Source organism: Fontivita pretiosa (assembly GCF_050410795.1).
GTDB lineage: Bacteria > Planctomycetota > Phycisphaerae > Tepidisphaerales > Tepidisphaeraceae > Fontivita > Fontivita pretiosa.
On sequence record NZ_CP191258.1, the window covers coordinates 4,970,681 to 4,996,505 of the forward strand.

The 25,825-nt window shown below is 64.0% G+C and carries 21 protein-coding genes; 16 read left to right on the forward strand and 5 right to left on the reverse strand.

Features of this window, described 5'->3' with window-relative positions; genetic code table 11:
* Positions 1–5: 5 nt before the first annotated feature.
* The 3 genes from ACQS5P_RS20115 to ACQS5P_RS20125 form a co-directional block, all read right to left on the reverse strand.
* Positions 6–1,175, reverse strand: coding sequence for a PIN/TRAM domain-containing protein (locus ACQS5P_RS20115; protein ID WP_428938409.1), 1,170 nt, complete (start codon positions 1,173–1,175; stop codon positions 6–8).
* A gap of 32 nt (positions 1,176–1,207) precedes the next feature.
* Positions 1,208–2,149 carry an undecaprenyl-diphosphate phosphatase gene (locus ACQS5P_RS20120; RefSeq protein WP_428938410.1) on the reverse strand — a complete coding sequence of 314 codons (942 nt, stop codon included), beginning with the start codon at positions 2,147–2,149 and terminating at the stop codon, positions 1,208–1,210.
* Between the two features lie 68 nt (positions 2,150–2,217).
* On the reverse strand, positions 2,218–3,219 hold the full coding sequence (locus ACQS5P_RS20125) for a tetratricopeptide repeat protein (protein ID WP_428938411.1): 1,002 nt from the start codon (positions 3,217–3,219) through the stop codon (positions 2,218–2,220).
* A gap of 288 nt (positions 3,220–3,507) precedes the next feature.
* On the opposite strand from ACQS5P_RS20125, the gene ACQS5P_RS20130 reads away from it, so the two are divergent.
* The 13 genes from ACQS5P_RS20130 to ACQS5P_RS20190 all read left to right on the forward strand — a co-directional run bounded on the left by ACQS5P_RS20130 (position 3,508) and on the right by ACQS5P_RS20190 (position 18,675).
* Positions 3,508–4,299, forward strand: coding sequence for a glycosyltransferase family 2 protein (locus ACQS5P_RS20130; RefSeq protein WP_428938412.1), 792 nt, complete (start codon positions 3,508–3,510; stop codon positions 4,297–4,299).
* 39 nt (positions 4,300–4,338) lie between these two features.
* Positions 4,339–5,880 (forward strand): hypothetical protein, encoded by a 1,542-nt coding sequence (locus tag ACQS5P_RS20135; protein WP_428938413.1) that lies wholly within the window; start codon positions 4,339–4,341, stop codon positions 5,878–5,880.
* A 154-nt stretch (positions 5,881–6,034) separates the two neighbouring features.
* Positions 6,035–8,002 (forward strand): sigma-54 interaction domain-containing protein, encoded by a 1,968-nt coding sequence (locus ACQS5P_RS20140; protein ID WP_428938414.1) that lies wholly within the window; start codon positions 6,035–6,037, stop codon positions 8,000–8,002.
* Positions 8,003–8,149: 147 nt separating this feature from the next.
* Positions 8,150–8,986 (forward strand): sugar phosphate isomerase/epimerase family protein, encoded by an 837-nt coding sequence (locus tag ACQS5P_RS20145; RefSeq protein ID WP_428938415.1) that lies wholly within the window; start codon positions 8,150–8,152, stop codon positions 8,984–8,986.
* Positions 8,983–9,219: a glutaredoxin family protein gene (locus ACQS5P_RS20150; protein WP_428938416.1), complete on the forward strand. Its 237-nt coding sequence runs from the start codon at positions 8,983–8,985 to the stop codon at positions 9,217–9,219. The genes ACQS5P_RS20145 and ACQS5P_RS20150 overlap by 4 nt, the downstream gene beginning before the upstream one ends.
* 29 nt (positions 9,220–9,248) lie before the next feature.
* Positions 9,249–9,944, forward strand: coding sequence for a TIGR04282 family arsenosugar biosynthesis glycosyltransferase (locus ACQS5P_RS20155; protein ID WP_428938417.1), 696 nt, complete (start codon positions 9,249–9,251; stop codon positions 9,942–9,944).
* Positions 9,941–10,432: a response regulator gene (locus ACQS5P_RS20160; protein WP_428938418.1), complete on the forward strand. Its 492-nt coding sequence runs from the start codon at positions 9,941–9,943 to the stop codon at positions 10,430–10,432. Before ACQS5P_RS20155 ends, ACQS5P_RS20160 begins: the two co-directional genes overlap by 4 nt.
* Positions 10,433–10,461: 29 nt before the next feature.
* A complete protein-coding gene (locus ACQS5P_RS20165) occupies positions 10,462–13,365 on the forward strand; it encodes a M16 family metallopeptidase (protein ID WP_428938419.1) in 2,904 nt (967 codons plus the stop codon).
* Positions 13,366–13,424: 59 nt separating this feature from the next.
* The gene (locus ACQS5P_RS20170; RefSeq protein ID WP_428938420.1) at positions 13,425–14,054 is read left to right on the forward strand and encodes a cyclodeaminase/cyclohydrolase family protein; all 630 of its coding nucleotides are present in this window, start codon (positions 13,425–13,427) and stop codon (positions 14,052–14,054) included.
* A 256-nt stretch (positions 14,055–14,310) separates the two neighbouring features.
* Positions 14,311–14,856, forward strand: coding sequence for a hypothetical protein (locus ACQS5P_RS20175; RefSeq protein WP_428938421.1), 546 nt, complete (start codon positions 14,311–14,313; stop codon positions 14,854–14,856).
* A gap of 133 nt (positions 14,857–14,989) precedes the next feature.
* Entirely contained in the window at positions 14,990–15,856 is an 867-nt protein-coding gene (locus tag ACQS5P_RS20180; protein WP_428938422.1) for a hypothetical protein, read from the forward strand.
* The gene (locus tag ACQS5P_RS20185; protein ID WP_428938423.1) at positions 15,834–17,633 is read left to right on the forward strand and encodes an RDD family protein; all 1,800 of its coding nucleotides are present in this window, start codon (positions 15,834–15,836) and stop codon (positions 17,631–17,633) included. Before ACQS5P_RS20180 ends, ACQS5P_RS20185 begins: the two co-directional genes overlap by 23 nt.
* Before the next feature lie 121 nt (positions 17,634–17,754).
* A complete protein-coding gene (locus ACQS5P_RS20190) occupies positions 17,755–18,675 on the forward strand; it encodes an ABC transporter permease subunit (RefSeq protein ID WP_428938424.1) in 921 nt (306 codons plus the stop codon).
* A 36-nt stretch (positions 18,676–18,711) separates the two neighbouring features.
* Here ACQS5P_RS20190 and ACQS5P_RS20195 read toward each other — a convergent pair whose 3' ends face one another.
* Positions 18,712–19,755 (reverse strand): Gfo/Idh/MocA family protein, encoded by a 1,044-nt coding sequence (locus ACQS5P_RS20195; RefSeq protein WP_428938425.1) that lies wholly within the window; start codon positions 19,753–19,755, stop codon positions 18,712–18,714.
* Positions 19,756–19,867: 112 nt separating this feature from the next.
* Here ACQS5P_RS20195 and ACQS5P_RS20200 point away from each other — a divergent pair, with 112 nt between their 5' ends.
* Entirely contained in the window at positions 19,868–20,650 is a 783-nt protein-coding gene (locus tag ACQS5P_RS20200; RefSeq protein ID WP_428938426.1) for a DUF1444 family protein, read from the forward strand.
* A gap of 143 nt (positions 20,651–20,793) precedes the next feature.
* Positions 20,794–21,873, forward strand: coding sequence for a 3-phosphoserine/phosphohydroxythreonine transaminase (gene serC / locus ACQS5P_RS20205; protein ID WP_428938427.1), 1,080 nt, complete (start codon positions 20,794–20,796; stop codon positions 21,871–21,873).
* 41 nt (positions 21,874–21,914) lie between these two features.
* On the opposite strand, the gene ACQS5P_RS20210 is transcribed toward serC, so the two are convergent.
* Positions 21,915–22,958, reverse strand: a complete 1,044-nt coding sequence (locus tag ACQS5P_RS20210) for an endonuclease/exonuclease/phosphatase family protein (protein ID WP_428938428.1) — start codon at positions 22,956–22,958, stop codon at positions 21,915–21,917.
* A gap of 287 nt (positions 22,959–23,245) precedes the next feature.
* On the opposite strand from ACQS5P_RS20210, the gene ACQS5P_RS20215 reads away from it, so the two are divergent.
* On the forward strand, positions 23,246–25,291 hold the full coding sequence (locus ACQS5P_RS20215) for an ankyrin repeat domain-containing protein (protein WP_428938429.1): 2,046 nt from the start codon (positions 23,246–23,248) through the stop codon (positions 25,289–25,291).
* The last annotated feature ends 534 nt before the right edge of the window (positions 25,292–25,825 follow it).

Below are 25,825 nucleotides of genomic sequence, written 5' to 3' on the forward strand. Positions count from 1 at the left end.
GATGCTCAGCGAGCCTGGGACTGAGATTCGGGGCTTGTTCGAGGCCTGCGGGGCTGGCCCGCCGCCGCGCCGCGGGGGCCGGATTGACCCGCCGTTGCCGTCGTCGCGCCGCCAGCGGGTGCAACGGCCTGCCCGTCGTTCAATCTCCCGAAGATCATCTTTCCCGCGCTGGTCTGCCGGGTGTTGGTCACGGTGAATTCAACTTCTTCGTTGAGCCGATGCCGCGCTTGCTCGACGACCACCATCGTGCCGTCGTCCAGATAGCCGACTCCCTGTCCGGGCTCTTCGCCGGGCTTGACCAGCCGAACCGTCATCCGTTCCCCGGGCAGCACCACCGGCTTGAGCGCGTTGGCCAGGTCGTTGAGGTTGATCACGTCCACGCCGCGCAGACGAGCGACCTTATTGAGATTCAAGTCGTTGGTCAGCACGCGCGCATTCAGGTCCTTGGCGACGAAGAGCAACTGCTCATCGACAGGCATGCTCGAGTCGTGCCGCCCGGTCGGGTCGTAGTCGATCAGCTCGATGCGTTCGTTGGCCTTCAGCTCAGCCAGCGTGTCCAGTCCCCGTCGCCCGCGGTTTCGCTTGAGTTTGTCGGCACTGTCGGCGATCGACTGAAGCTCCTGAATGACAAACCGCGGAACGATGAGCTGGCTTTCGATGATCCCCGTCTTGGCCACGTCGCTGATTCGCCCGTCGATCAGCACCGATGTATCCAGAACGATGGGCCTTGCCCCCTTGGTCTGCTTGCTGAACTCGACGTAGGGGATGATGAAGCGGAAATCGTCCTTGGTCTGGAGGATGAAGCTGATCGACAGGTAGCAGGTGGTGACGCCGATGAGCAGGTTGATGTAATACTCGATCGGCTCACGGACCTTTGGCGCCAGGGGCGTGTCGGTCATGAACTCGTACTGATCAATCAACAGCGGCGTGACGAAGCTGAGCGCATAGGCGATCGAGATGCCGACGACAAGTCCGAAGAAAGTCCCGGCGAACACGGCAAGCTTTTTGCGCGGCGCCAGGATGTCGATGCAGACGAACAGCACCGCCAGCGCCACCGCCACCGCCATGGTCATCCAGGTGTACGGCCCGAGCTGCGTGTTGGGGTCCTTGATGTAGGACCATCCGACGGCCGCCATCAGCAGGACAAACAGCGCTCGTACGATATGAAGGACCATGAATGGTGCCGATCTCCCGGCAGCCGCAGTTGCTACCTGCTCAGACTATACGATGCCTTGGTCTGTGAATCCACGACCGGCGGGGGCGGATCCGGCGCGTGGCGGTCGTGATGTGGGGATTGAATGATCCAGACGAGCACACACAAACCCAGAACGATGCGATAGATGGCAAAGGGCACGAAACCTCGGCGGCGGACCCAGTGCATGAACCAGGCCACCACCGCCCAGGCGACAAGGAACGAGACCGCAAACCCCACCGCCAGGATGAGCCAGCGATGCGGGGTCATCTCAATGGTATCAGCGGGCAGGTCCACGTTCGGGGCACGTTTGAACAGCGCACCGGCCAGGCTGTACAGCGTGGCGGCGAACATGGTGGGGATCGACAGGAAGAAGCTGAATTCCAGCGCCGCGGCGCGGGACATGCCCGCGACCTGTCCAGCGGCGATGGTGGCCATCGAGCGCGACGTGCCGGGGAATGCCGCCGACAGGATCTGCGCCGCTCCGATGACCATCGCCTGCCAGAGGCTCATCTGGTCCATCTCGGTGGTTCGAGGTCGGGTGAACAGAGCATCCACCGCCCACATGATCGCTCCGCCGATCACCAGTGCTCCGCCGATTACCCGCAGGCTCTCGAGGTTATCAGCGATAAGCTTGTCCGCCTGGTAGCAGGGGATCGCCGTGATGACGAACGCCAGCATCGCCAGGCTCAGTGGGTGCGTGAAGACCGTCTGGTCTCCGTTACGTCCATTGGGAAAGGTGCGGAGGAACTGGGCGATTCGCCGGCGGAAGTAGACCACCACGCTCAGGATTGCTCCGAGCTGGATGACGATGCTGTACATTTTCCAGAACGGGTCATCCAGGGGCAGGTTGAACATTGCCTGGGCGATGCGAATGTGCGCTGTCGAGCTGACCGGCAGGAACTCGGTCACGCCTTCGACGATGCCCAAAGCCACGGAGATCAGCAATGCTTCCAACGCGAAGTCCTCAGAAAAAGGGGTCGGGAGTCTTTGTTTGGCGCGGGGAAAAGACTCCCGACCCCTTTTCAGGAGCCGAACAGCCCGGGCTTTTCCCACTTGCGCAGCGCCTCGGCCACTCGCGGCTGATTGGGGTTGAGCCGAAGACTCCTGCGCCACAGTTCCAGAGCCTGCTGCCGCTGCGCGTCGTCCAGTTGCAAACCGTCGGTGTACTGTCGGATGAGCACGAAGGCCTTTTCGTTGATCGCCGGCAAGTACCTCGGGTCGGCCTGCAAGGCGGCATCGTACTGGCGCATGGCCTCATCATAGCGCTTCACCAGCGCCAGCGCGTCGCCGTAACGCTTGCGCGCTGAAGGCGTGTCGTGACGCGCCACCACCTGCTCCATGATGCTCAAAGCTTCCGGGCCTTTGCCCTGACTGATCAGATTGGCGGCCAGGTTCTGCAGGGTCACCGAATTGTCCGAATCCAGCTCCAGCGCCTTTCGGTAGGTGGATTCGGCCAGCACGGTGCTGCCGCGGGCATCCAGTGCAACACCGAGGTTGGACCAGGCCGCAGCGCTGTTCGGATCCAGTCGTGTGGCGCGTTCCAGATACGTCACCGCGTCATCGATCTGTCCCAGAGCCATGTAAACCAGCCCCAGATTCATGTTCGATCGCACGTCCTGGGGATTGAGCTGAAGTGCGCGCAAATAGGCGGCGGCGGCGTCCTGAAGCCTGTTGAGAAACTGATACGACACGCCCAGGTTATAGTGGTTGGCGGGTGTGTAGGGATCCAGTCGCGTGGCGGCCTCGAAGTGAACCGACGCCCGCTGGTAATCTCCCTTGGCGCGATAGGCGTCGCCAAGAATGCTATGAGCCATGCGCAGCTCGGGGTTGGCGGCGACGGCGTTTTCCAGGGCGACGATGGCGGCGTCGTGATCGCCGCTCCGATAGAGCTGCACGCCACGTACGTACTCGTCGATTCCCTTCAGACCCGCGGTCTGCTGCCGGCTGGCGGAGGTGCAACCCGCCAGCGCCGCGCACAAGACCATCGATGCGAAGATTGCGGTGCGATTGTTGAGTCGGCTCATGTCGTTCAACCGCCTTACGGGGCGAAATGTAAAGTCCGCGGCGCGCCGGGTCAACGTTGCCGCCTGGTTGGTACCCGTCGGCGGCGCAGACCCTGTCCACCGCTGCGCACCGGCATCGCGACGCCGCGCCGGCGGTTGACCGCCTGCCGGGCCGGTTCTACGATCAGCATCGGCGTCGGCCGCCGCGGACTTTTGGCGGAGCGGAAACGGGAACGATTCTTGTTGGAACAGTTGTCTTGCGGGCCCGACGGAATCTCGGCCGCCCGGAGAAACAAGGAGCGCCACCGCGTGCGATTGCTTGTCGCGATACCCATCTTCAACGAGCTGAAATATGTCCGATCGGTGCTGGCCAAGGTCCGGCGCTACCATGACCAGATTCTGGTGGTGGATGACGGCAGCACGGACGGCACCGGGCCATTGCTTGCGGACCTGGCCGCGGCAGGCAGCATTCAACTGCTGCGTCATCCGGCCAACCGCGGCTATGGGCAGAGCATTATCGACGCGTTTCATTATGCCGATGCGCACGGATACGACTGGGTGATCACGATGGACTGCGATGAGCAGCACGAGCCGGAGATGATTCCCCGGTTTGTGCACAAGATTCTGACCGACCGCTGGGACGTGATCAGTGGCTCGCGGTATCTGCATCCGCGGAAGGACGATGATCTTCCGCCGGGCGATCGGCGGGCGATCAACGCGACGATCACGAGTGTGCTCAACGGGCTGTTCAGCTTCGGCATCACCGACGCGTTCTGCGGATTCAAGGCGCATCGCGTCAGCGCGATGATGCAGTTGAAGCTTGACGAGCCTGGGTACGCGTTTCCGATGCAGTTCTGGCCGCGGGCGGCAGCGATGAACCTTCGGATCACGGAGATTCCGGTGAGGCTGATCTACAACGATCCGACGCGGCACTTCGGGGGCATGCTGGACGACGCATCCCGTCGCCTGGCACACTATCTGGAGGTGCTGAATCGCGAGATGAAATGGCGACCGCCGACGGTGGCGAAGACGCCCGAGGCGAGCGTCGAGCCTCCGGAGGCTGGCCCAGCGGATGTCTGCACGTGTTGTTGTCACGACTGAAGTCCCATCTGTCAGCAGCCTGGGCAGTTCGCAGCAGTCATGGAACGGTTCTCTCGGCACTACCCGGACTGGAAAGCACCTTCGGCGGATGGGCAGATGATCATCTGGCCGCCGCCGGATCAGATTCTGGCGCAGACGCTTCAGAACCAGCAGCGGCTGTCCGACGCCGAATCGGTGCGGATCCAGGGGATTCCGCTGCCGCAGCTTCGGCGGCGGATGCGACAATTGATCGGTCAGCCGGACGATCAGCCCTTGCTGGGCACGGGGCATCAAACCGAGCTGTACCATCCAGGGGTCTGGGCGAAGAATGCGCTGATCAGCGCGGCGGCGGCCAGGCTTCAGGGCCGGGCGGTGCACCTGGCGGTGGATACCGACGCGCCCAAGCATCTGAACCTGCGCTGGCCGCCGGGGGAATCGATTCCCATTACCGATGATCCGCGGATCACGTCTGCGGCCTGGAGCGGGCTGCTGGCGCCGCCGACGCCGCAGCATCTGAACTACATTGCCTCGCAGTTTGAGCATGCCTCCCGCGGATGGGATTTTTCGCCAGTGCTGCCGAGGGTGCTGTCGTCGCTGCGACGGCTGGCGATGGAATCGCTGAACCTTCCGGCGGCGCTGTGTACCGCCACGCACGAGCTGGACTGGCAACTGGGGCTGCGGCACCACGTGCTGCTGGCCGGGCCTGTCTGGAGCAGCGACGTGTTCCTGGTCTTCGTGCACGATCTGCTGGCCAACGCGGACGTGGCGGCCTCGCATTACAACCACGCGCTGGGGGCCTATCGCGCCGAGCACGGGATCAGCTCGAAGATGCGACCGATGCCTGACTTGTTCGTCGGGCCGGATGCGGTCGAGGCGCCGTTCTGGCTGGATGATCTTCACTCGGGCCGGCGCAGCAGGCCAAGCGTGTTTCGCAGCGATCGCGGATGGGTGCTGGAGCTGGTGGGTGGAGAGCAGTTCGTATTTGAAAAGGCGGTGGATGGATGGGAAGCGTCGGGGCGGTTGCAGCGGTGGCTGAGCATGGCGCGACACCGGATCTCGCCGCGGGCGCTGACCCTGACGACGTTTGTGCGTCTGATGATGGTGGACCAGTTCGTGCACGGCATCGGCGGAGGTCAGTACGATCAGGTGACGGATCGATTGATCGCCTGGCACTATGGGCTTGAGCCTCCGCATTTTTCTGTGACAACGGCGACGATGTACTTTCCCGCGGCGCTGGGAAGGCAACGGGTGTGCCTGCCGTGCGTAAAACAGGAGCTGCACCGCCTGCGGCACAGTGTGCTGGGCCAGCGCAAGCGGGAGTTGGTGGCGCAGATTGAGGCATTGCCGCGGCGATCGCGCGAGCGCGCCCAGAAGTACTACCAGATGCACAGCGAGCTGGCGGCCGCGGCGCGCGCCAGCGGCGCACTGCAACGGTGGCAGCAGCGGCTGCTGGAAGCCCAGCAGCGGGAAAAGGAAGAGCGGATCCTGTTCGATCGCGAGCTGTTCTATGCCCTTCAGCCGCCGGAAAGACTCCAACAGATGATTCAGCAGTACGCCCGGCAGTTCGATGCCCCGGCGGATGCAGAGGCCGTCATGACGTGAGGTCGCTTTCCAAGCCGGCACCACTCCTCATGCCACAATCGATTTGGCGTGGTTGGTGCTTGAAATCGCCGGCGCAGCGACGATAGAACAGCCGCTGGCGACTGCCATTGCTGACGCGGGGTGTAAGAGTGTGCTGCCGGGAAGGACGGCGCGCATGGCCAGCGAATCGTCGCACAATCCGGACACTGGGGCGACCCGCGAGGCGATCGACGAGCAGGCTGCGCTGCGCGCGATTGTCGAGGGGACTGTCGCGGAAACGGGGCAGGACTTTTTTCGCGCGCTGGTGAAGAACCTTGCCGCGGCACTGGGGACATACGGGGCATGGGTCACGGAGTTCATCCCGGAGCAGCGAAAACTTCGCGGGCTGGCGTTTTACATGGGCGGGCAGTGGGTCGAGGGGTACGAGACGCTGATCGACGGCACGCCGTGCGAGATCGTTGTTACCGAGCGCCGCCTGGTTCACTACCCGGACAAGATCTTCGAGGTCTTCCCGCTGGACGATGACGTTCGATTGACGGGTGCGGTCAGTTACATGGGCGTGCCGCTGATGGATGCCCAGCAGCAGAAGGTCCTGGGGCACCTGGCGGTGCTGGACACCCGGCCGATGCCGCAGGAGCCGCGCGGTCTGGCAATCTTCCGGATCTTCGCGGCGAGGGCGTCGGCGGAGGTTCGGCGGCTGTGCGCCGAGCAGGCGCTGCGCGATCGCGAGGAAAAGCTCTCTCGCCTGATCAACAGCGCGATGGATGCGATCATCGACCTGGACGATGACGGTCGCATTGCTGTCGCGAACGCGGCGGCAGAACGCATCTTCCGCTGTCCGGTGAGCCAGCTCATCGGCAGGCCCATCGACCAGATCATGACCAACGCGGGCAGCCGAATGCTGGTGGAGCTGTCCTCGCAGATCGAGCGCGCCGGAGATGGGTGGGGCGCGCTGCACGTGCCGGGGTCGATTCAGGCGCGGCGATTCGATGGCGAGATCTTCGCCGCCGAGGCAACCATCTCGCGCTACGAGATGCATGGCCGGCCGTCGCGGATGATCATCCTGCGGGACGTGGGCGAGCGTGTGGAGGCCGAGCGGCGCATCCGGTCGTTGAAGGCGCAGGCGCAGTATCTTGAAGAACAGATCCGTGACCTTGGCAATTTCAATCAGATCCTTGGACGAAGCGGGGCGATTCGACAGGTGCTCAAGGACATCGAGCAGGTGGCGCGCACCGACGCAACCGTGCTGGTCATGGGCGAGACGGGAACGGGCAAGGAGCTTGTCGCCCGCGCCATCCACGGTGGCAGCCAGCGGCGAGACAAGCCGCTGATCAAGGTGAACTGCGCCGCGATCCCGGCAGCGCTGATCGAAAGCGAGTTCTTCGGGCACGAAAAAGGCGCGTTCACCGGGGCCACGCAGCGCCGCGACGGGCGCTTTGCCCTGGCCGACGGGGGGACGCTGTTTCTCGACGAGATTGGCGAGCTGCCGCTGGACCTTCAGGCCAAGCTGTTGCGCGTGCTTCAGGAGGGGGAGTTCGAGCCGGTGGGAAGCTCGCAGACGCGGCGGGTGGACGTGCGGGTGATCGCGGCGACGAATCGCGACCTTTCGCGTGCGGCCAGCGACGGCGCGTTTCGCCAGGACCTGTTCTATCGGCTGAACGTCTTTCCGATCCGAATCCCGCCGTTGCGCGAGCGACCGGACGACATCGAGCCGCTGGCGCGCGATTTTGCCCAGCGATTCGCGCGGCGCATGGGACGCGCGGCGCCGCTGCTGAGCGAGCGATGCATCGGACGTCTGCGGGCATACTCCTGGCCGGGGAATGTGCGCGAGCTGGAAAACGTAATCGAGCGTGGTTTGATCACGTCGGTGGACGGGTCGCTGAACCTGGATCGCGCGTTGCCCGAATCGACGGGAGTGGCGGCGGTCGCGGCGCCTTCGTCGCAACCGGCAACCGTGCCGCCGCAGGTGCGAACGGTTCAGGAGATGCAGCAGCTTGAACGGCAGAACATCCTGGCGGCGCTGGAACAAAGCAACTGGAGCATCGCCGGCGAGAGCGGTGCGGCGGCGAAGCTGGGGATCAACCCTTCCACGCTGCGTTCGCGAATGAAATCGCTGGGCATCAAAAGGGCCGGCACCACGTGAGCTGTGCAGCCACCAAATGAGCCTCGATCCCAGCCCGCGCCAAAACAGCGGCTCGTGTGATGCGGCGGCGGGCAATGTGATCGAGTGATCTGATCGAATACGTGTCGCTTCGTCTTTGCGTCGCTGGCGATTACGATAGCGCAGCACATGAAGCTGGCGTTTTCCACCAATGCGTATACGCGGTTCGGCTTGTTCGAGGCACTGCGCGGCATCGCCGAGGCGGGATTTGAGGGTGTGGAGATCCTTGCGGATGTGCCGCACGCGTATCCGGGCACGGTTGATGCCGCATCGCTGCATCGGGAGCTGCAACGGCTGAACCTGGCGGTCAGCAATGTCAACGCCAATTGCACCTTCGGCTACTGGAAAGACGCGCCGCCGGAGCCGTATTTTGAGCCGAGCCTCATCAGCCCGAATCCCAGGCACCGGCAGGACCGAATCGAGCTGATTCTCAAGACGCTTGAATTCGCCAGGGACATCGGGGCGTCGAACATCAGCATCACCAGCGGGCGCATGCTGGGCGGGATGCCGCCGGACGCCGCGGCCAGGCAGTTTGCCGAGTCGATCAAACCGATTCTCGATCGTGCCCAACAGCTCAACATCAAGGTGGGCATCGAATGCGAGCCGGGACTGTTTCTGGAGTATGTCGCAGAGCTGCACGAGTGGATCCGGAGGCTGGATCATCCGTGCTTCGGCGCGAACCTGGACATCGGGCACAGCCAGGTGATTGGCGAGTCGATACCGCAGGCCATCGAGCTGCTGGCCGGGCGCATCTGGAACCTTCACGTTGAAGACATCCCCGGTCGCAAGCACTATCACCTGATCCCCGGCGAGGGCACGCTCGATTGGCCGGGCGTCCGCGACGCGCTGCGGAGGATCGGGTATAATCGTTTCCTGACGGTGGAGCTTTACACGCACGTGGCCGATCCACAATCGGCGGCGGTAAAGAGCCGGCAGTTCCTGAGTCGATTGATCGGAACCGCATGAAGCGAGTGACGCTGTATACCAAACCGGGCTGCCACCTTTGCGAGGCGGTGGAGCAGGTCATCGCGCGGGCGCGCAAGAAGCGGGACTTTGAGCTGGAAGTGCGCAACATTCTGGATGATCCGGAGGACTTTGCCAAATACCAGATCGAAGTGCCGGTGGTGCTGATCGATGGCCGGGAAGTGGCGCGCTACCGGTTGAGTCCGGCGGAACTGGAAGCGGCGCTGGCGCAGTAGGATCAGACCCCCTCATACGATCGGCGCGAATGCTCGTGGTGATGACGAAACTGCCCGTCGCGGGGAAGGTCAAGACGCGGCTGATGCCGGCGCTGTCGGCCGAGCAGGCGGCGGGCGTGCATCGGGCGTTTGTGTGTCATGTGCTTGGTCGGCTGCATGGATTGTGCCCGGAGGCGGAACTGATCGTCAGTTTCGATCCGCCCGGCGCTTTGGCGGCGATGCGCGAGCTGCTGGGCGCGCGGATCGGACTGATGGCCCAGTCGGACGGCAACCTTGGCCAGCGCCTGGCCGATGCGTATCGGCGTCTGGGGTCGCGGCGTGCAGTGTTTCTCGGTGTTGACAGCCCCGACGTGCCGATCGAGTTCATCCGCCGCGCCATCGCGCTGGTGCATGACAATGATGTGGTGACAGGTCCGTGCGCCGATGGAGGTTATTGGACGTTGGGGCTTGGCGAATCGGTGGATGCCGAATCGCTGCTGGTTCATGTAGAATGGTCCAGCGGTCGTGAGCAGGCACAAACGCTGGCACGGGCGCGGGAGCTTGGCTACCGCGTGGCGGTGGCGGATGCGTGGGACGACGTAGACCGCCCCGATGATCTTCGCCGCCTGGTGCAGCGATTGCGCAGTTCGCACAATGCCCAGGATGCACAGCTTCTGCGACAGTTGGAGCCGTTGTTGCCCGCCAGCCTCCTGCCGCCGCGAGCCCAGGCCGGAGTAGAACCATGACCCCCCAGGACAATCCCGCGGCCAACCCGAACCACGAGTCGTTTCTCCCGCAGTCCACGGTGATGATCGTGGACGACAACCCTCAGAACGTGGAGCTGCTCCAGGCGTTCCTGGAATCGCTGCCGGTGAAAATCATCACCGCCTCGGATGGAATCGAAGCGCTGGAGAAGGTGCAACAACACAACCCGGACCTGATCCTGCTGGACATCATGATGCCGCGGATGAGCGGATTTCAGGTTTGCCGCAAGCTCAAGAGCGACCCCAGGACCCGCGACATCCAGATTTTGATGGTCACGGCGCTGAACGAACTGGGGGACATCGAGCAGGCCAGCGAGTGCGGCACGGACGATTTCGTCAGCAAGCCGGTGAACAAGTTCGAGCTGCTGACGCGAGTGAAGAGCCTGTTGCGCGTCAGGCACCTCAAGAGCGAGCTGGAGCGGGCATTGACCTACCTGAACGAGATCGAGCACGACGAGGAAGTGCTTTGAGCAAAAGGATGAAGGCAGAAGGATGAAGCATGAAGGTGAATGTTGACGGTCGCGACGGTGCGCGTCGCGCATTCGCGTGCATCCTCTGCTTCTGGCTGTCTGCGCTGTGCTCGGTCATCGAGTGTAGCGCCCAGAGCGCCACGGCAGAGGCGACGACGCGTCCCGGCGACGGCGGCGCTGAATCCTACCGGATCGTTTCAGCTCCCGACGAAGTCATTTCGGTGCTGGAAAACGGGCTGACGGTGATTGTGAAGCGGGTCAGCTCGCCGGTGACTTCGGTGCGCGTGTATGTCAGGACCGGCGGGATCTACGAGGGCCGGTGGCTGGGCGGGGGCGTCAGCCACCTGCTGGAGCATCTGGTGGCCGGCGGCAGCAACGATCGCCGTGGAGAAGCGGAAAACCGCGACCTGCTCCAGGCGATCGGCAACAATTCCAATGCCTATACCACATATGATCACACCTGCTACTTCATCAACACGACCGCTGAGCATCTGGACAAGGCGCTGGATCTTGTCGCCGGCTGGGTGTTAGGCGCCAGAATCACTCCCGCGGAGTTTGCGCGCGAGCATCAGGTCGTGCAGCGCGAGTTGGAGATGAACCGCGGCCAGCCGGACAGCGTGATGTGGAAGCTGGTGCAGGCCAACCGCTATCACATAAGCCCCGCGCGCGTGCCGGTGATCGGATATCAGCAGGTTATCCAGCGGCTGTCCCGCGACGACGTTTACAACTATTACCGGCTGGCGTATCAGCCGAACAACATGGTGGTTTCGGTGGCGGGGGATCTGGAGCCGGCGGCGATGCTGTCGGCGGTGCAGGCACAGTTTGGCCAGGTGTCGGCAGGGCACGTGTTCGATCATGACATCCCCGCCGAGCCGGCGGTGTTGGCGCCGCGAACGGTCGTGGCGAGCTTCCCGGACCTGGGTCAGGCCAGGCTCGACCTGTCGTTTCCCACCATCCGGCTGGATCATCCGGACCTGTACGCGCTGGATCTGCTGGCCACGATCCTGGGCACCGGCGAGAGCTCGATTCTGGTTCAGGAGCTGCGCGATCGGCGGAAGCTGGTGAGTGCGGTATCCGTCGGCAGCTACACACCCGGCTTTGTGGACGGAAGCTTCTCGATCTACGTTGAGACCGATGCACAGATGATCGAAGCGGTGAAATCCGCTGTGCTGGAGCAGCTTGAACGGCTCAAGGCCTCGCCGATCGAGCCGGATCGCATCAGCCGGGCCAAGGCGCAGGTGCGGATGCAGCGTGTGCGGGAGATGCAGAAGTCCGAGCAGATCGCCGCCGCGCTGGCGACGGATTGGATCAGCACCGGCGATCCGCACTTTCAGGATCGCTACGTGGAACGTATCCAGGCGGTGACGGCATCGCAGCTTCAGGAGGTGGCACGTCGCTATCTGGATGCGGGCCGGCTGCTGACCACGGCGCTGATCCCTGCCGAAGCGGCCGGCGCGCGGGGCCTGCCCGCGGCGGAAGAACTGCTGCGGCAGGCGGCCGGGACGACCCAGCCATCGGAGCGGGCGGCGAATGCATCTGACAAAATCACTCGTGTCGAACTGGACGGCGGGCTGATCCTGCTGCACAAGCGGTTCATGACCACACCCCTGGTGGAAGTGCAGATGTACGCGCTGGGCGGCCTGACGGTGGAAGACGCGCAGACCAACGGCCTGGGGAATCTGGCCATGCAGATGCTGCCGCGCGGCACCGAATCGCGAACCGCGGCGCAGATCGCGTCGTTCTTCGACTCGATCGGCAGCAGCATCAACACTGCCTGCAACAATAACACCTGGAGCTGGCAGACCACCTGCCTGAGTCAGGATTTGCCGAAGGTGATGGAGGTCTTCGCCGACATCGTGAACAACCCGACGTTTCCGGAGTCGGAGCTGCCGGCGGTTAAACAACGGATCCTGGCGGATATTCAGAGCCAGGACGCCGACTGGTACCACCAGGCGATGCGCTTTTTCCGGCAGCAGTACTTCGGGCCGATGAACTCGCCGTATCAGTTCCTGCCGGTGGGACGAGCCGAGGTCGTGCAATCCGCCACGCGACAGCAGTTGCAGCAGTGGTATCAGACGAGAATTCGCCCCAGCCGCAAGGTGCTGGCGATATTCGGGAACGTGGATCTGGAGACGGCCAGCGCGCTGGCGCGTGCGAATCTGGCGCGTGCGAGTGCGCCCGGGCCGGGTACGGTGCCCAAGCCGCCATCCGTGGCGAATCGCGCGGAACATGCCGCAGATTCCGCCCCAGAGCCTTCAGTGAATGTCACGAGAGTCGAGGTTCAGAAAACCCAGCAGCCCATTGCCGGCATCATCATCGGCTTCAAGTCGGACCTTGTGATCGGCGAGCCGGCGTTTTTCGCGCTGACAGTCATCGACACGATCACCAGCGGTTACGGATATCCGACCGGATACCTTTTCGAGATCCTCCGCGGACGTGGGCTGGTGTACGACGTGCACGCGCTGAATTTCCCGGGGCGCGATGCGTCTTTGCCCGGCACGTTCTTCGTCGGGGCCGGCTGCGACCCGGACAAGGTCAATGACGTGATCGATCTGATCCTCCAGAACATTGCCCGCTGTCAGGGCACGCCGCAGGACATTCGCCCCGACTGGTTTGAACGATCCAGGCAGCTCATCAAGACCGGCGAGGCGATGGAGAATGAAACGCCGGCTCAGCAGGCACAGACCGCGGCTCTGGATGAACTGTACGGGCTGGGGTATGACTATCACGAGCGTTTCGCCGAGCGGATTGACGCCGTGAATATCGAGCAGGTTCGGCAGATCGCGCGGCAGCGGTTGAGCCAGTGCGTCATTACGGTCAGCACGCCCAAACCTGAGCTTGTGAAGCAATCGCCGGGCGTGCGGGTATACCGTGACTTTCCGCCCGTGGAGCTGGCGCCGCGAGAAACGGCCCATGATGCGGCTGATCGGTAACGCCGGCGGCGACAGAGAGGTCTGTTTCACCGCATCGTCTGCCAGGGAGGCATCCGGCGATGGCCATCTACGACAAGACACAGACAATCGATTCGTTCCTGGCGGCGACGGCGGCGAAGCAGCCGACCCCCGGCGGGGGCAGCGTCGCGGCACTGGCCGCCGCGCTGGCGGCTTCCATGGGCGAAATGGTCGTCAACTACAGCATCGGCAAGAAGGACCTGGCGGAACATCAGGATCAACTGGCCGAGGCCCTGACGGAACTGTCCCGCGCCCGCCACATCCTGCTGGAATTGATGGTTGAGGATCAGGCGGCGTACGAGGCGCTTTCGGCGGCGCGAAAGCTGCCCCCGAACGACCCCGATCGTGCCGCCACGTTCGACGCGGCGCTGCTGGCGTGCATCCGCGTGCCGCAGGCGGTCGGCGCCACCGCGGCGGCGGTGCTGGGGCTGTGCGACCGGCTCGTCGAACGCGTCAATAAACATCTGCTGTCGGATCTGGCGGTATGCGCGGAACTGTCCATGGCCACGGTGCGGTGCGCCGCGTGCAACATCCGCGCCAACCTCCAGGATGTGGCCGACCCCAACGAACGCAGGAGCTTTGAGCAGGCCGCCATCAGGCAGATCGCCGACTGCGTCCTGCTGGTGCGCGATGTTGTTTCGCGCATCTGGGCCAGACAGGGGCAGGCATGATGCCCAGGGATCCGCGCGACTACAAGCTCGATCTGACTTTAATCGACGGCAATGACACAGCGGCCAGCTCGCGTCCATCCCGTCCGTTCCTGAGCGTTCACTTCGCGTGCTGTGGCGTGTATTGTCGGATCTACCGCAACGCCGCGGGAACCGCGTATGTCGGCCGATGCCCACGTTGTGGCCGGTCCGTGCGGTTCCTGGTCGGGCAGGACGGAACCGATCAGCGCTTTTTCGTTGTGAAGTGACGGTAGGGATCGTGAAACGTGAAGAGATGAAACATGAAGCGACAGCAGGCAGGCGCGGCGGCAGCGCGGGCTATGAGGTTGCGCGCCCGCAGGGCAAATGCTTTGTCACCGGCAACACCATCGAGCCGGGCACGAAGTTCATGGCCGCCCTGCGCGAGACACCCGCGGGATTCGAGCGACTGGATATCTCGATGCAGGCCTGGCCCACGTTCGATCGAAGGGACGTGCTGGCGTTCTGGCAGACGGTGATGCCTTCGCCGCAGCAGACCAGCAAAAGGCTGTTTGTGGACGACCAGGTGCTGTGCGACTTATTCGAGCGCCTGGCCGGCGCAAGCGAGCCGGCCAAGCTGAATTTCCGCTTCGTGCTTGGGCTGATCCTCATGCGAAAGCGGATGATCATCTACGAGAGCTCGCGAGTGGAGAATGGAGTGGAGATCTGGACAGTGCGCTTCAAGGGCCGCGAGGATCAGCTTGACCTGGTGAACCCGCGGCTGAATGAGCAGCAGGTGATGGAGGTGAGCCAGCAGCTCGGCCAGATCCTGAACGAGGAACTCTGACTTCAGACAAAGGCGGATGAACACGGATCGAGCGATATTGGAGAACCGGGCCTGCTGGCTTGATGCGGAGGCTCGAACGTGCGTCAGACCCGCAGCAACCACTTTCTCTCTCGGTCTTCACCTTTGTTTATCGGTGCTCATCTGTGGTTACCTGCTCGGCTGTCGAACCCCGCCGAAGCAGCGCGCGGCGCGGTATACCGGTCCGACCGAACCGCTGCGCAGCGTGGTGGAGAAAGTCAACGCCAATGCGGAAAAAGTTGCGACGCTGCGCGGAGCAGGCTCCTTCGAGGCGTGGATTGCTGAATCGGCGGACCAAAAGCCGCGCTTCATCAACGGCGAGGTCACGCTTCTGTACAGCCGGCCGCGGTCGATGCGGCTGATCGGCAAGAAGGATATCGCCGGGCAGATCTTCGAGATCGGGTCCAACGACGAGCGCTACTGGGTGATCGTTCGCGGCGAAACCGACACGATGTGGTGGGGAACCTACCAGAACCTGGACAGGGTCGATGCCAGGCGGATTCCGATCCGGCCGGACCTGGTGCTGGAAGTGCTGGGCGTGCAGCCGATCAACACGAATTTTCTTCAGCCGCCGGTGCCGGTGATGCGTTTCAACAACGACGCCGACGCGTACATGCTGGTGTGGAATGTCCCGCTGCATGACCGCTGGGTGGCGCAGAAGGAAGTGTGGTACGATCGAGCGACGCTGCTGCCGCGGCTGGTGCTGTTGTTCGACGAACACGGGCGCGTCGTGCTGCGGGCGTATCTCTCGAAACATCGCCCCGTCGAAGTCGAGGGTGCGCCGCGCGACGACTGGCCGAAGGTCGCGTCGCGCTATGAGCTTTATTTCCCGGACTCCGGATCAAGGATGACGATAGAATTGGACGACCTGGCCCTGAAGCGCAACAATGCTCCAAACCAGCGAAGTTTCACCTTCCCCGCCGGCGACCGCGCCGGCGTGTCGCGCATCGTGGCGATCGATGAACAACCGCCCGGCCAATAGCATCATCTCAGACAGCAGAGTCCAAGCCGGCCCCGGGGACTTTCCGCTTCTTGCGTGTTTTCTTGGGATCGTGTGGCTGCTGGGCGGCGCGTTGTCCGCCTGGGCGGCGGAGAGGGAAGTGCTGGCTCACGGCTCGTCGCAGATGTACTGGATCGCGCGGGTGGAGCAGACGCCCCAGGGCTCGTTTCAGACGATCATTCAGTCGCGCCCGATCGGGGGCGACGGCAGGTGGCGGCGGATCGCGCAGCTCCCGGCGCGGGTGGTTTCGATGACCGGCCGCGGCACACAGCTTGCCGCTCTGCTGGAAAGCGGCGACTGGATGCTGCTGTGGGAAGGTGGCAGCTCAACCGGCCCAAGGCCCGAAGACGGCGCCAGACTCGTGTTGCTGGCCGGAGGCGACGAGCAGCTCTGGGCAATGGCTTGGGCGCCGAACAGCGCAACGCAGCCGCCTTCAGCCGGCACTTCCGGACCAGCAAACATGGCCCCTGCCGTCGCCGGGCCCAGTCCCGTGGCCTCGCAACCGGGCGCCGGCGCGCTGCGGCTTTACCGGCTGGAGCAGGGCAATTGGGTTGTGCGTGGCCCGCTGCCCGCCGAGGCGCAGTCAGCCCGCCTCCTGCGGCTGACCGTTGTGAATCGCGCGCCGATGTTGGCGGTATGGGCAGGCAGTGCGGCAGTGCCTGTCTTTCGCTGGAATGAGCAGGCGCAGGGCTGGGAGTCGGCCGGACAGGTCAACTGCGGCAGCGGCGTGGCGAGGATGGATCTGCTCAACGACCGTGATCGCCCGCTGCTGTGGATATCCGAATCGAACGGCGCGCTGGTCAGCGACGCGATCTTCACCAGCGACGGCGGCACGTCGTGGTCAGGGCCAATTGCGCTTGCTCTGCCCCACGAGCGTGCCGGCGACTGGGCGGATGTCGCATCCGCCTCACAACCTCGGGTGGCAACGGTCGCCGGCGGAAGCCTGCGCGTGTTGGTCCTGCCCGCCACCGGCAGCGGGAAACTTGTAGAGCTGACCTATCTGACCAACGGCGGCTTTCGAGATCGGCTGGAGATTCCGTCGCCGGCAGGACAGCCTGAGGGGCGCAACTTCGAATGGTTCAGTGCCATCGCCGTGGCGATGGTCATGCTGGTGCTGCTGACCTCGCTGCGGCAGCGAGGTGGAGTGACAGCCCGGCGACCCCGGCGGGGCTCCGCCAGGCTCCCGCAGCTCGATGATTCGGATGAAGAGGATGCCCGGGGCCATGGCGCGGTGGCGCCCAAAGAGGCGCTGGCGGCGGCGGGGTGGCGACTGGCGCCGCAGGGGCTGCGGCTGCTGGCCGGAACCATCGATGCTGTGCCGGTCATTGGAACGATCCTCATCGCCGCCATGAAGGTCGAACCCGCCGACGTGGCCGCGGACTACGAATCCATTCGTCAGCAGATGCAGGTGCCGTTTCAGATCGCCATCGCCATATACATCTTCTACACCGGTTTTGCCGAGCTGGTGTGGGGCTGGACGATCGGCAAGCGGCTGTGCGGGCTGCGCGTCGTCAGGCTTGATGGATCGCCGCCGGGGGCCGGCGCCCTGGCGGTGCGAAACCTGCTTCGCCTGGTCGATGCGCTGCTGCTGTTTCCCCTGGTTCTGGTGCTGATTTCGCCGCTGCGGCAACGATTCGGTGACGTGGCGGCCGAAACCGTCGTGGTCGCGCCGGCGCCTGCCACAGGCGAGCAATCCAAGACCGCCGATACCCACCACGCGGCTGGCGACGCTCCGGATCGGTCCGACAAGCACGACTGACTCAGGCATGCCGCTGGCGTTGCTGGTCCCACCCAACACAGGGGAGCACCATCGAAGACCTGTCTCAGATTGCCGCTGGCTTGCATTTCCTCATCGGCAAACCCAAAATCGCATGCCGCCAATGTACCGCACCTTCGTCATCATCCGTCACACGTTCCTGGAATCGGTCGTGCAGCCGATCTACTCGCTGCTGCTGGCGCTGGGCGCGGCGATCCTGTTCGTTTTCGCGGCGCTGCCGTTTTTCACGTTGGGCGAGGATACGGTCATGTTCAAGTCGGTCGGGCTTGACGTGATCCTGCTGCTGGTGCTCATCGCCACGCTGTTCGCCACCAGCAAATCGATCTACGAAGAGATCGAAGACCGCACCATGCTCACGCTGATGAGCAAGCCGCTTCGCCGCTGGCAGGTGCTGGTCGGCAAGTATGTGGGGATCATCCTGGCCGCGGCGCTGGCCGTGGCGACGCTGGGATTCGTGCTCTGCCTGTGCACCTGGTGGCGAATCCCCACCGACTACATGATCAACGCCCGCAGCATTGACGAACGCGAAATCCGGCAGCTCTGGGAATACCGCGCGATGCACATCGCCGGCCTGGTCCCGAGCCTGGTGCTGGCCTGGTTTCAGATCGGCGTCCTTGCTGCGGTGAGCGTGGCGATCTCGACGCGCGTGTCGCTGGTGGTCAATCTCCCGACCGTCATCCTCGTCTACATCGCCGGGAACCTCACGCGCTTTCTGTTTCCCATCTTCGGACCCGGAAGCGAACCGTTGTGGGCCAACCGCTCGATCGTGTGGAAGGGCCTGGCGTATGCCATCGCCAACCTGCTGCCGTTTCTGGAGGTCTTTGACCTGAAGACCAGGACGATCTACAGCCGCATTGCCCTGGCCGGAACCATGTTCGCCGAAGACGTCAACGCCGTGACCGTGGGCGAGATCTGGCGATACGTGGGGATCGCGGGCTTGTATGGAGTCGCCTACGCGACGTTCGCGCTGGCGGTTGGGATGCTGCTGTTCCAGGGTCGTGAGCTTGGTGGCGGGGAGGGTTAGCCTCACCAATTGCGTTGTGTGCGACGGCGCAGCGGATCAACCCTTGATGGCCACGCTCTTGCCGCTGCTGGCGCTCTGATAGATCGCTTCCACCATCTGCATCAAGATGACGCCTTCCTGCGGACCGATCAGCGGCTGGGCTTTTCCCTGCACGCAGTCCTTGAAATGCCGCATCAGCAGCACGTGGCCGGTGACCTTGGGCGGTTTGAGCGGCGTGGGCTTGGCCTGCCCCTGAGCATTGAAATTGCGGTAGAGCACAGCGCCCTCGGGAGTATAAACATCAAGGGCGGCCCTGTCGGCGTAGACCCGGCAGATCGTGCCCTGCTGCTGTGGCGGCTGGTTGATCGCCCAGCTTGCCGACAGTTCGATTGTCTTGCCACCATCGAATCGCAGCAACGCGAAGGCGGAATCCTCGACGTCCATGGTGACGTCGGGCGGCGCAAGCTCGCCAAACTTCTGATACGCAACCCCGAAGGCACTGAGGGGTCGGGGCTGTCCCAGTAGATGCCAGGCCAGATCCAGCATGTGGATGCCGATATCGATCAGTGCTCCGCCACCGGACTGGGCCTTGTTGGGGAACCATCCGGCGGTGCCGATGGGCAGGCCGCGAGTGCGCATCCAGGCGGCGCGGGCGTGGAAGACCTCGCCGGCGTAGCCTTTGGCGATCGCCTGCCGGGCCGCCTGCTCGGCGCCGCCGAATCGCCGCTGCATGCTGTACAGCAACACCTTCCCAGCCCTGGCGGCGGCGGCCTGCATCTGCCGGGCCTGCCTGGCACTGGTGGCGGGGGGCTTCTCGCAGACGACGTGCTTGCCGGCGCGAAGCGCCGCGATCACCACCGGCGCGTGCAGCGCGTTGGGCAGACACACGCTTACTGCATCCAGATCCGGGTCCTTGAGCAGCTCCGTGGCGTCGGCGTATTCCCTGCTCGCGCCGGTCTGCGAAGCCAGCGCCTTGCGACGCTGCGGAATCAGATCGGCGACGGCCACGACCTTGAACCCCCCGGCGGCCTGGTAGCCGCGCGCGTGTGCCCCGCCCGGCCAGCCCGCACCGATGATCCCCACCCGAATCGATTCGCCCATTCCCGAAAAACGTCCTTTCTGTCGGCAGGACGGGAGTTATATACGTTGCGACAGTGGATGCAATCCGCAACCCTGTGGCAATGAATTGGCTGGCGCGCTATAGTTGGGCTGAATGGCACAACCCAGCCGAGAACAGTTCGTCCAGCAGGTCATTGAAATCGTGCGCGGGAAATTCCCGGCGGCGAAGGTGGCGCGGGCGGAACAGCCATTCTCGCTGAAGATCAATGGGCAGGTGGCATCGCTGGAGAATCTTTACCGCAGCGCTCTGCTCCAGCCGGCACAGATGAACCAGTACATCGAGCAGTGGATGCTGGAGATGGTTCGCGCCTCCGAGGGCACGCCGGACCTGAAGGCCAGCTTCGAGGAACTGTCCGATCGCATCCTGCCGGTGATTCTGCGAGAGGATGCCACCGACCCCAATGCCGAGATGATGATCACGCAGCCACTGGTGGCGGGGCTGGTGGTGGCCTACGCGGTGGATAGCGAGCGTTCGCTGTGGTACATCCCGCGCGTGGCGTTCCAGCGGTGGAACATCTCGCTGGACGATTTGCATGAGAAGGCGATCGAGAACCTGGTGGAGCGAAGCCAGGCCATCGCCGCCCACGCGGCGCAGGACGAGAGCGGCAAGATCAATCTGATTCTGTTCCAGACGATGGACGGCTTCGACGCCAGCCGGCTGCTGCTGCCGACGCTCAATTCACGGCTGCGCGAGCATCTGGGCAGTCCATTCGCCGCGGGGATTCCCAACCGTGACATCCTGCTGTGCTTCCGCAGCGACCCGCAGACGGTGGATCGCCTGCGCGATCAGATCGCCAAGGATTACCGGCAGATGCCGCACCCGATCACGGATCGGCTTCTGCTGGTGACCCCGGACGGCATTGCGCCGCTGGATTGAGATCGCGGCAGCGTCGCCTTGCGTCTTGACAAGGGCCAGGGGCTTTTCTGCCGGGCGTTCGTCTCCTATCATGCTGCCCATCCGCTGTGCCTGCGCGTAGCGGATGGGGATGGCTCGTATCGCGATAAACAGGAACCAAGCCGATGTCTCACCGCATTTACAACTTCAGCGCCGGTCCGGCGATGTTGCCGACGGAAGTGCTCGAGAAGTCCGCCGCCGCACTGCTCGATTACCAGGGCAAGGGCTTTGGCATCGCCGAATGCAGCCACCGCGGCAAGGAATTCGAGGCCGTGATGGATGAGGCGATCCGTCGCTGCAAGGAACTGCTCGATCTGGGCGACACGCACGACGTGCTGTTCATGCAGGGCGGCGCCACGCAACTGTTCACGGTCATCCCGATGAACTTTCTGCACACAAGCGCCGACTACCTGGTTGGCGGAGAGTGGAGCAAGAAGGCGGCCACGCTGGCCAAAGAGATCGGCAAGGTCAACATCGTGGCCACGAGCGAGTCGAGCAATTTCGACCACTCTCCGCCGCCGAGCGAATGGAAGCTCTCATCCGACGCCGACTACTTTCACGTCTGCTCGAACGAGACGGTGCATGGGCATCGGCTGCCGCAATGGCCCAGCCACCGGAATCTGATCGTCGATGCCAGCAGCGAGTTCATGTCGCGTCCGCATCCGGTGAAGGATTGTGCCCTGGTGTACGCGGGGGCTCAGAAGAATCTCGGCCCTGCGGGCGTGGTGCTGGTGCTGGTTCGCAAGGACCTGTACCCCCGCCAGCGCAAGACTCCCAGCAGGCTCTGGAGCTTCAAGGACATGGCCGAGAACAAGAGCATGATCAACACCCCTCCGACGTTCGGGGTGTACGTGCTGCTGGAGACGTTCCGGTGGTTGCAGTCGCGCGGGGGACTGGCGGCCATGGAGAAGCTCAACGCGCAGAAGGCGGGGCTGATCTACAGTGCCATCGACGAAAGCAACGGCTTTTACCGCGGCACGGTCAGCAACAGGGAACAGCGTTCGCACATGAACGTGACGTTTCGGCTGCCCAGCGAGGAGCTGACCGAGGAGTTCGTCAAGACAGCGGCGAAAAACGGGATGGTGGCGTTGAAAGGATACCGCACGGTGGGCGGCATCCGCGCCAGCATCTACAACGCCATGCCCCTGGAGGGATGCCAGGCGCTTGCACAGTTCATGCGCGACTTCGCATCGAAGAAGAGCTGAATACGCTTTTCAAGCTGAGCACGCCGACCAGCGCAGCGCGATCACTCGATCCGCGCCACATGCGTGGGGCCGGCTGCGGCAGGACGCAACACCGCCACCACCGGAAAGTGATCCGACGGAAACTTGCCGTCCCGGTTGGCGTGGAGAATCTGCGCCTGGGTGGGCTGGAAGCCGCCGCTGGTGAGGATCCAGTCGATGCGGGGACCGTCGGTGGCGCCTTTGAACTTGTGGCGTGTTCCTTCGCCGTCGGGCCGGGGTCGGGGATTGGCTGCACGGTACACATCCGTCAGCCTGGCACTCTTGCCATCGTCGGCCAACAGCGTCTGGTACGGTTCTGATCCGGGCTGGTCGTTGAAATCGCCGGTGATGATGCAGGGCAGGTTGCCGGCGATCAGGCGCATCTTCGCTCGCAGCAGCCTGGCGGATTCGACTCGGGCGCGGGCGCCGAAGACATCGAAGTGGGTATTGAACATGCAGAACTCGCCGCCCGCCGGGCCGCGTCCGCGAGGGCGCAGCTTCACCCACGTGACCATTCGCGGCCAGGCGCTTCCCCAGCTCTTGGATCCGGGAACCGAAGGCGTGTCGCTGAGCCAGAAGTGCCCGCTGTCCAGCAGTTGAAACCGCGATTTGCGATAGAAGATCGCGCACATCTCGCCGCCGCGGTTTCCGTCGTTGCGTCCGGCGCCGACCCAGTCGTAGTCGTCAAGCTCGCGCGACAGGTAATCGATCTGCGTGGCCAGTCCCTCCTGAGTTCCCAGCAGATCGGGATCGAACTGGCGGATGGTGCTGACGAGCAGCTCCTTGCGGCTGTTCCAACTGTTGCCCAGTGAATCCAGGATTGTCTTGACTCGCAGGTTGAAGCTCATGACCCGCAGCTCGCCCGGCGACGCCGGAAGAGTTGGCGCGCTGCTGATCGCCGCTTGGACGGTCGGCGGCGCCGGGGCTGGTGGCGTGGAGAGCTCAGCAGGCCAAAACGTGGCCCGCATGGCGTTATTCTGCCGGGCACAGCCGCCGGCGGACAACCAGCACAGGAACAACGTCATTGCGGCGACCGCGGCGCGCGCCAGGCGGGCGTAGTGGTCCATGAACGACAACTCCACACGTCGAGCCAGATGTTCCGGGAGCGCCAAGCGGTAGGCCCCGTCGCCCGTCTGCATCGCGCGCGCCCGCTGTTGTGTTATGTCGGCAACCCTGCGGTTGGTCCTATAACTTTTTGCGCGGCGTTGGTGCTCTTCGCCCCTTCGCCCGGGCCGCAAAACTACTCATTTTGCCCGTCAACGCCAAGGCGATTTGCTGTTAAAAACCAGTTAAGGAATCAATTGGCAACTTCCGGAGAACGAGTCAGAATCAACTAAGGGGCCGGGAGGTCAGGATGCGTAATCTGCAACACCATTCGTGGGCGATGTGGCCAGCGGTGCTGGTGGTTGCGGCGGCGGTGATGCTGTGTCCGGCGGCTGGGGCACACGAAACCGACCAGTACACCCTGGCGCCGGATCGTGAGCTTGCCGACCTGGGCGATTACTTTACCCGTTATTTCTACAATGCCATCGAACGGGGGGTAAGCAAGACCAACGCCCGCATCCGCGCCGCGATCCAGTCCGGCACGAAGGGCCAGGCGCTGGCCCGGCTCCAGTCGGCCGATGAAGTCACCCGCGCCGTCAACCGTGAATTTCCATATGCGATCGTGCTGATCGAAGGACTGGACGGGCAGCTTACCTCACCACGCGTCCGCGCACGCTACCCGGGCATGCTGCCGGCCTACAAGCCGCCGCCCAGTCTGGCCAAGTACATTGCGTTTCCGCTGAATCCGATGCGGGCGTGGAACTGCGCCTCGCTGAAGGTGTTTGGGGTGCAGCTTGGCACGGACAAGATCGGGCATTTCACCGACATGGGCATGCACTACTACAACGCCTTTCACGCCGCCCGGACCCGTGGCGAAAGCGAAGACCGCGCCGTGCAACGCGCCATCGACATCGGCAGAAACGACCCCATCCGCGGCGAAAGCGCTCTGCTGGGCTTCTGGACGGCTGGGGCGTATTCCAATGCCGACATGGCCATCAACTACCTGGGGCTGGTCTTTTATCGCAACCTGACCGAGCCGCAGATGCTCAAGGGGCAGATTCGCCCGCCGATGCTGGTGCGCGACGGGGATTACTGGCGAATCGCGCCGCACGTTCGCCCGGACTCGGACTTTTTCTGGTGGTTCATCTCGGATCATGCTGATGAGTCGCTGAACCCCAGCCTGTATCTGCCGACGATGCGCGACGGCTTTACCCGGTTGATCCGTGAGAATGCCGAGGGAGTGCTGGAGCAGCATCGCGACCGCTGGGGCAACCGCCGCTCCCAGGCGTGGTGGGCCGAGCAGTCGCGGCAGTTGCGCACGTACTGGGGGGTGGATTACGGGCACGCCGGCAAAGAGGAGGAGCTTCTGCTGGTCTCGCGGATCCTGTTTGAGCCGCCGAAGGATCCGGCGCAGCGCGATCGCGTGGGGCGCACGGCGCTGCACCGGGCGGTGGCGTTTGATGACACCAAGGCGGTGGAGCAACTGCTCAACAGCGGTGTGGATGTCAACGAGCCTGTCCGCTCTGACGAGTCGTTCAACAGCAACTGGGGCGACACGGCGCTGCACATGGCGGTTCAGGACGGGCGTGAGCAGCTCGTGAAGCTGCTGATCGCCCGCGGGGCCGACGTGAACCGCGCCAACGACCGGGGCAACACGCCGCTGCACCGCGCCGTGGAATACCCGAAGATCATGCAGATGCTGCTGGACGCCGGCGCGAAGGTCGATGCCGCCGACGCGCTGGGTCGCACGCCGCTGCACTGGGCGGCGATGCTCCCGGATTCGCGGGCGGGGGCGATGCTGCTGGAGCGGGGGGCTAATCCCAACGCCAGGGACATCGACGGGCAATCGCCGATGCACTATGCCGCACGCTGCGGCGCTGCGGAGCTGATCGCGGCGATGGCGGGCAGGGGGGGCGACTGCGCGGCGCGGGACAGTTTCGGGGCCACGCCGCTGCATGTGGCGTGCGCGTCACGACAGCTCGACGCTGTCAACGCGCTGCTGTCGGGAGGCGCCGTCGCCAATGTCGTCGATGACTTCGGTCGTGCGCCGCTGCATGATGCGGCCCGGCTGGGCGATGCACGGGTGGTGCTGGCACTGCTGCAAGGCGGGGCCGATCCGGCGATCGCCGACGCCGCGGGAAATACACCGCTGCATCTGGCCTGTCGATACGGGCACGATCAGGTGGCGGTGGAGCTGGTGTCGCGCGGGGCGGGCCTTGCGACTCGCGCCAACGCCTCCAGACGCACGCCGCTGGACGAGGCGCAGCTCGCCGGGCACCGTAGTCTTGCGGCACAGCTTGTCAGGCGACAGAACGGTCAGAATCGAGGCGATGGCGGCGGCAGGGGGTACAACTGAGCAGGGGCGTTCCGGCATGCTGATACAAGCGTCGTCGCACTCAAGACTTTGCCGTTCACTGACCGCATCGCACTGCCGGATCCTGATGCTCGTCATGTTGTCTGTGTGCATCCTGGCGGGCTGCGCCTCACCTGTGACATATCCCAAGTGGCGCGCATCCGTCGTGCAGTACGTTAACGAGCGAGGCCGGGGCGATCCGACGGTGCTCCGCGAAGTCACCTGGCCGCAGGCCCGTCGCACGTTCTCGGTGCTGGGGCAGGATGATCCTCGCGCGTCACAGGATGCCAGGGGATTGCTGCTGGCGTATCGCCCGATCGACCCGGCCGACACGCAGCAGCGCTGGTTCATCTTCCTGGTCGGCATCGTCAACCAACGCGTCGTGCAGGATATCCGCATCCAGGCGATGACTCGGCGGGGCGAGGACTTCGTGTGGCGGGCCAGCCCTGCTGATCCCGAGGCGCTCAAGGCGTATCGCGACTGGCAGCAGCGCCTGTGGAAACAGCGTTTCCCCGGACGCGAGTCTGCGCCTGCTGC

Bases quoted from the DNA above. Each gene is read 5' to 3' on its own strand.
- ACQS5P_RS20200 (WP_428938426.1), top strand. From the start codon at position 19,868: ATGGCACAACCCAGCCGAGAACAGTTCGTCCAGCAGGTCATTGAAATC.
- ACQS5P_RS20125 (WP_428938411.1), bottom strand. From the start codon at position 3,219: ATGAGCCGACTCAACAATCGCACCGCAATCTTCGCATCGATGGTCTTG.
- ACQS5P_RS20170 (WP_428938420.1), top strand. From the start codon at position 13,425: ATGGCCATCTACGACAAGACACAGACAATCGATTCGTTCCTGGCGGCG.
- ACQS5P_RS20135 (WP_428938413.1), top strand. From the start codon at position 4,339: ATGGAACGGTTCTCTCGGCACTACCCGGACTGGAAAGCACCTTCGGCG.
- ACQS5P_RS20165 (WP_428938419.1), top strand. From the start codon at position 10,462: ATGAAGGTGAATGTTGACGGTCGCGACGGTGCGCGTCGCGCATTCGCG.
- ACQS5P_RS20185 (WP_428938423.1), top strand. From the start codon at position 15,834: ATGAACAACCGCCCGGCCAATAGCATCATCTCAGACAGCAGAGTCCAA.
- ACQS5P_RS20145 (WP_428938415.1), top strand. From the start codon at position 8,150: ATGAAGCTGGCGTTTTCCACCAATGCGTATACGCGGTTCGGCTTGTTC.
- ACQS5P_RS20150 (WP_428938416.1), top strand. From the start codon at position 8,983: ATGAAGCGAGTGACGCTGTATACCAAACCGGGCTGCCACCTTTGCGAG.
- ACQS5P_RS20190 (WP_428938424.1), top strand. From the start codon at position 17,755: ATGTACCGCACCTTCGTCATCATCCGTCACACGTTCCTGGAATCGGTC.
- ACQS5P_RS20215 (WP_428938429.1), top strand. From the start codon at position 23,246: ATGCGTAATCTGCAACACCATTCGTGGGCGATGTGGCCAGCGGTGCTG.
- ACQS5P_RS20210 (WP_428938428.1), bottom strand. From the start codon at position 22,958: ATGGACCACTACGCCCGCCTGGCGCGCGCCGCGGTCGCCGCAATGACG.
- serC (WP_428938427.1), top strand. From the start codon at position 20,794: ATGTCTCACCGCATTTACAACTTCAGCGCCGGTCCGGCGATGTTGCCG.
- ACQS5P_RS20155 (WP_428938417.1), top strand. From the start codon at position 9,249: ATGCTCGTGGTGATGACGAAACTGCCCGTCGCGGGGAAGGTCAAGACG.
- ACQS5P_RS20195 (WP_428938425.1), bottom strand. From the start codon at position 19,755: ATGGGCGAATCGATTCGGGTGGGGATCATCGGTGCGGGCTGGCCGGGC.
- ACQS5P_RS20140 (WP_428938414.1), top strand. From the start codon at position 6,035: ATGGCCAGCGAATCGTCGCACAATCCGGACACTGGGGCGACCCGCGAG.
- ACQS5P_RS20115 (WP_428938409.1), bottom strand. From the start codon at position 1,175: ATGGTCCTTCATATCGTACGAGCGCTGTTTGTCCTGCTGATGGCGGCC.
- ACQS5P_RS20160 (WP_428938418.1), top strand. From the start codon at position 9,941: ATGACCCCCCAGGACAATCCCGCGGCCAACCCGAACCACGAGTCGTTT.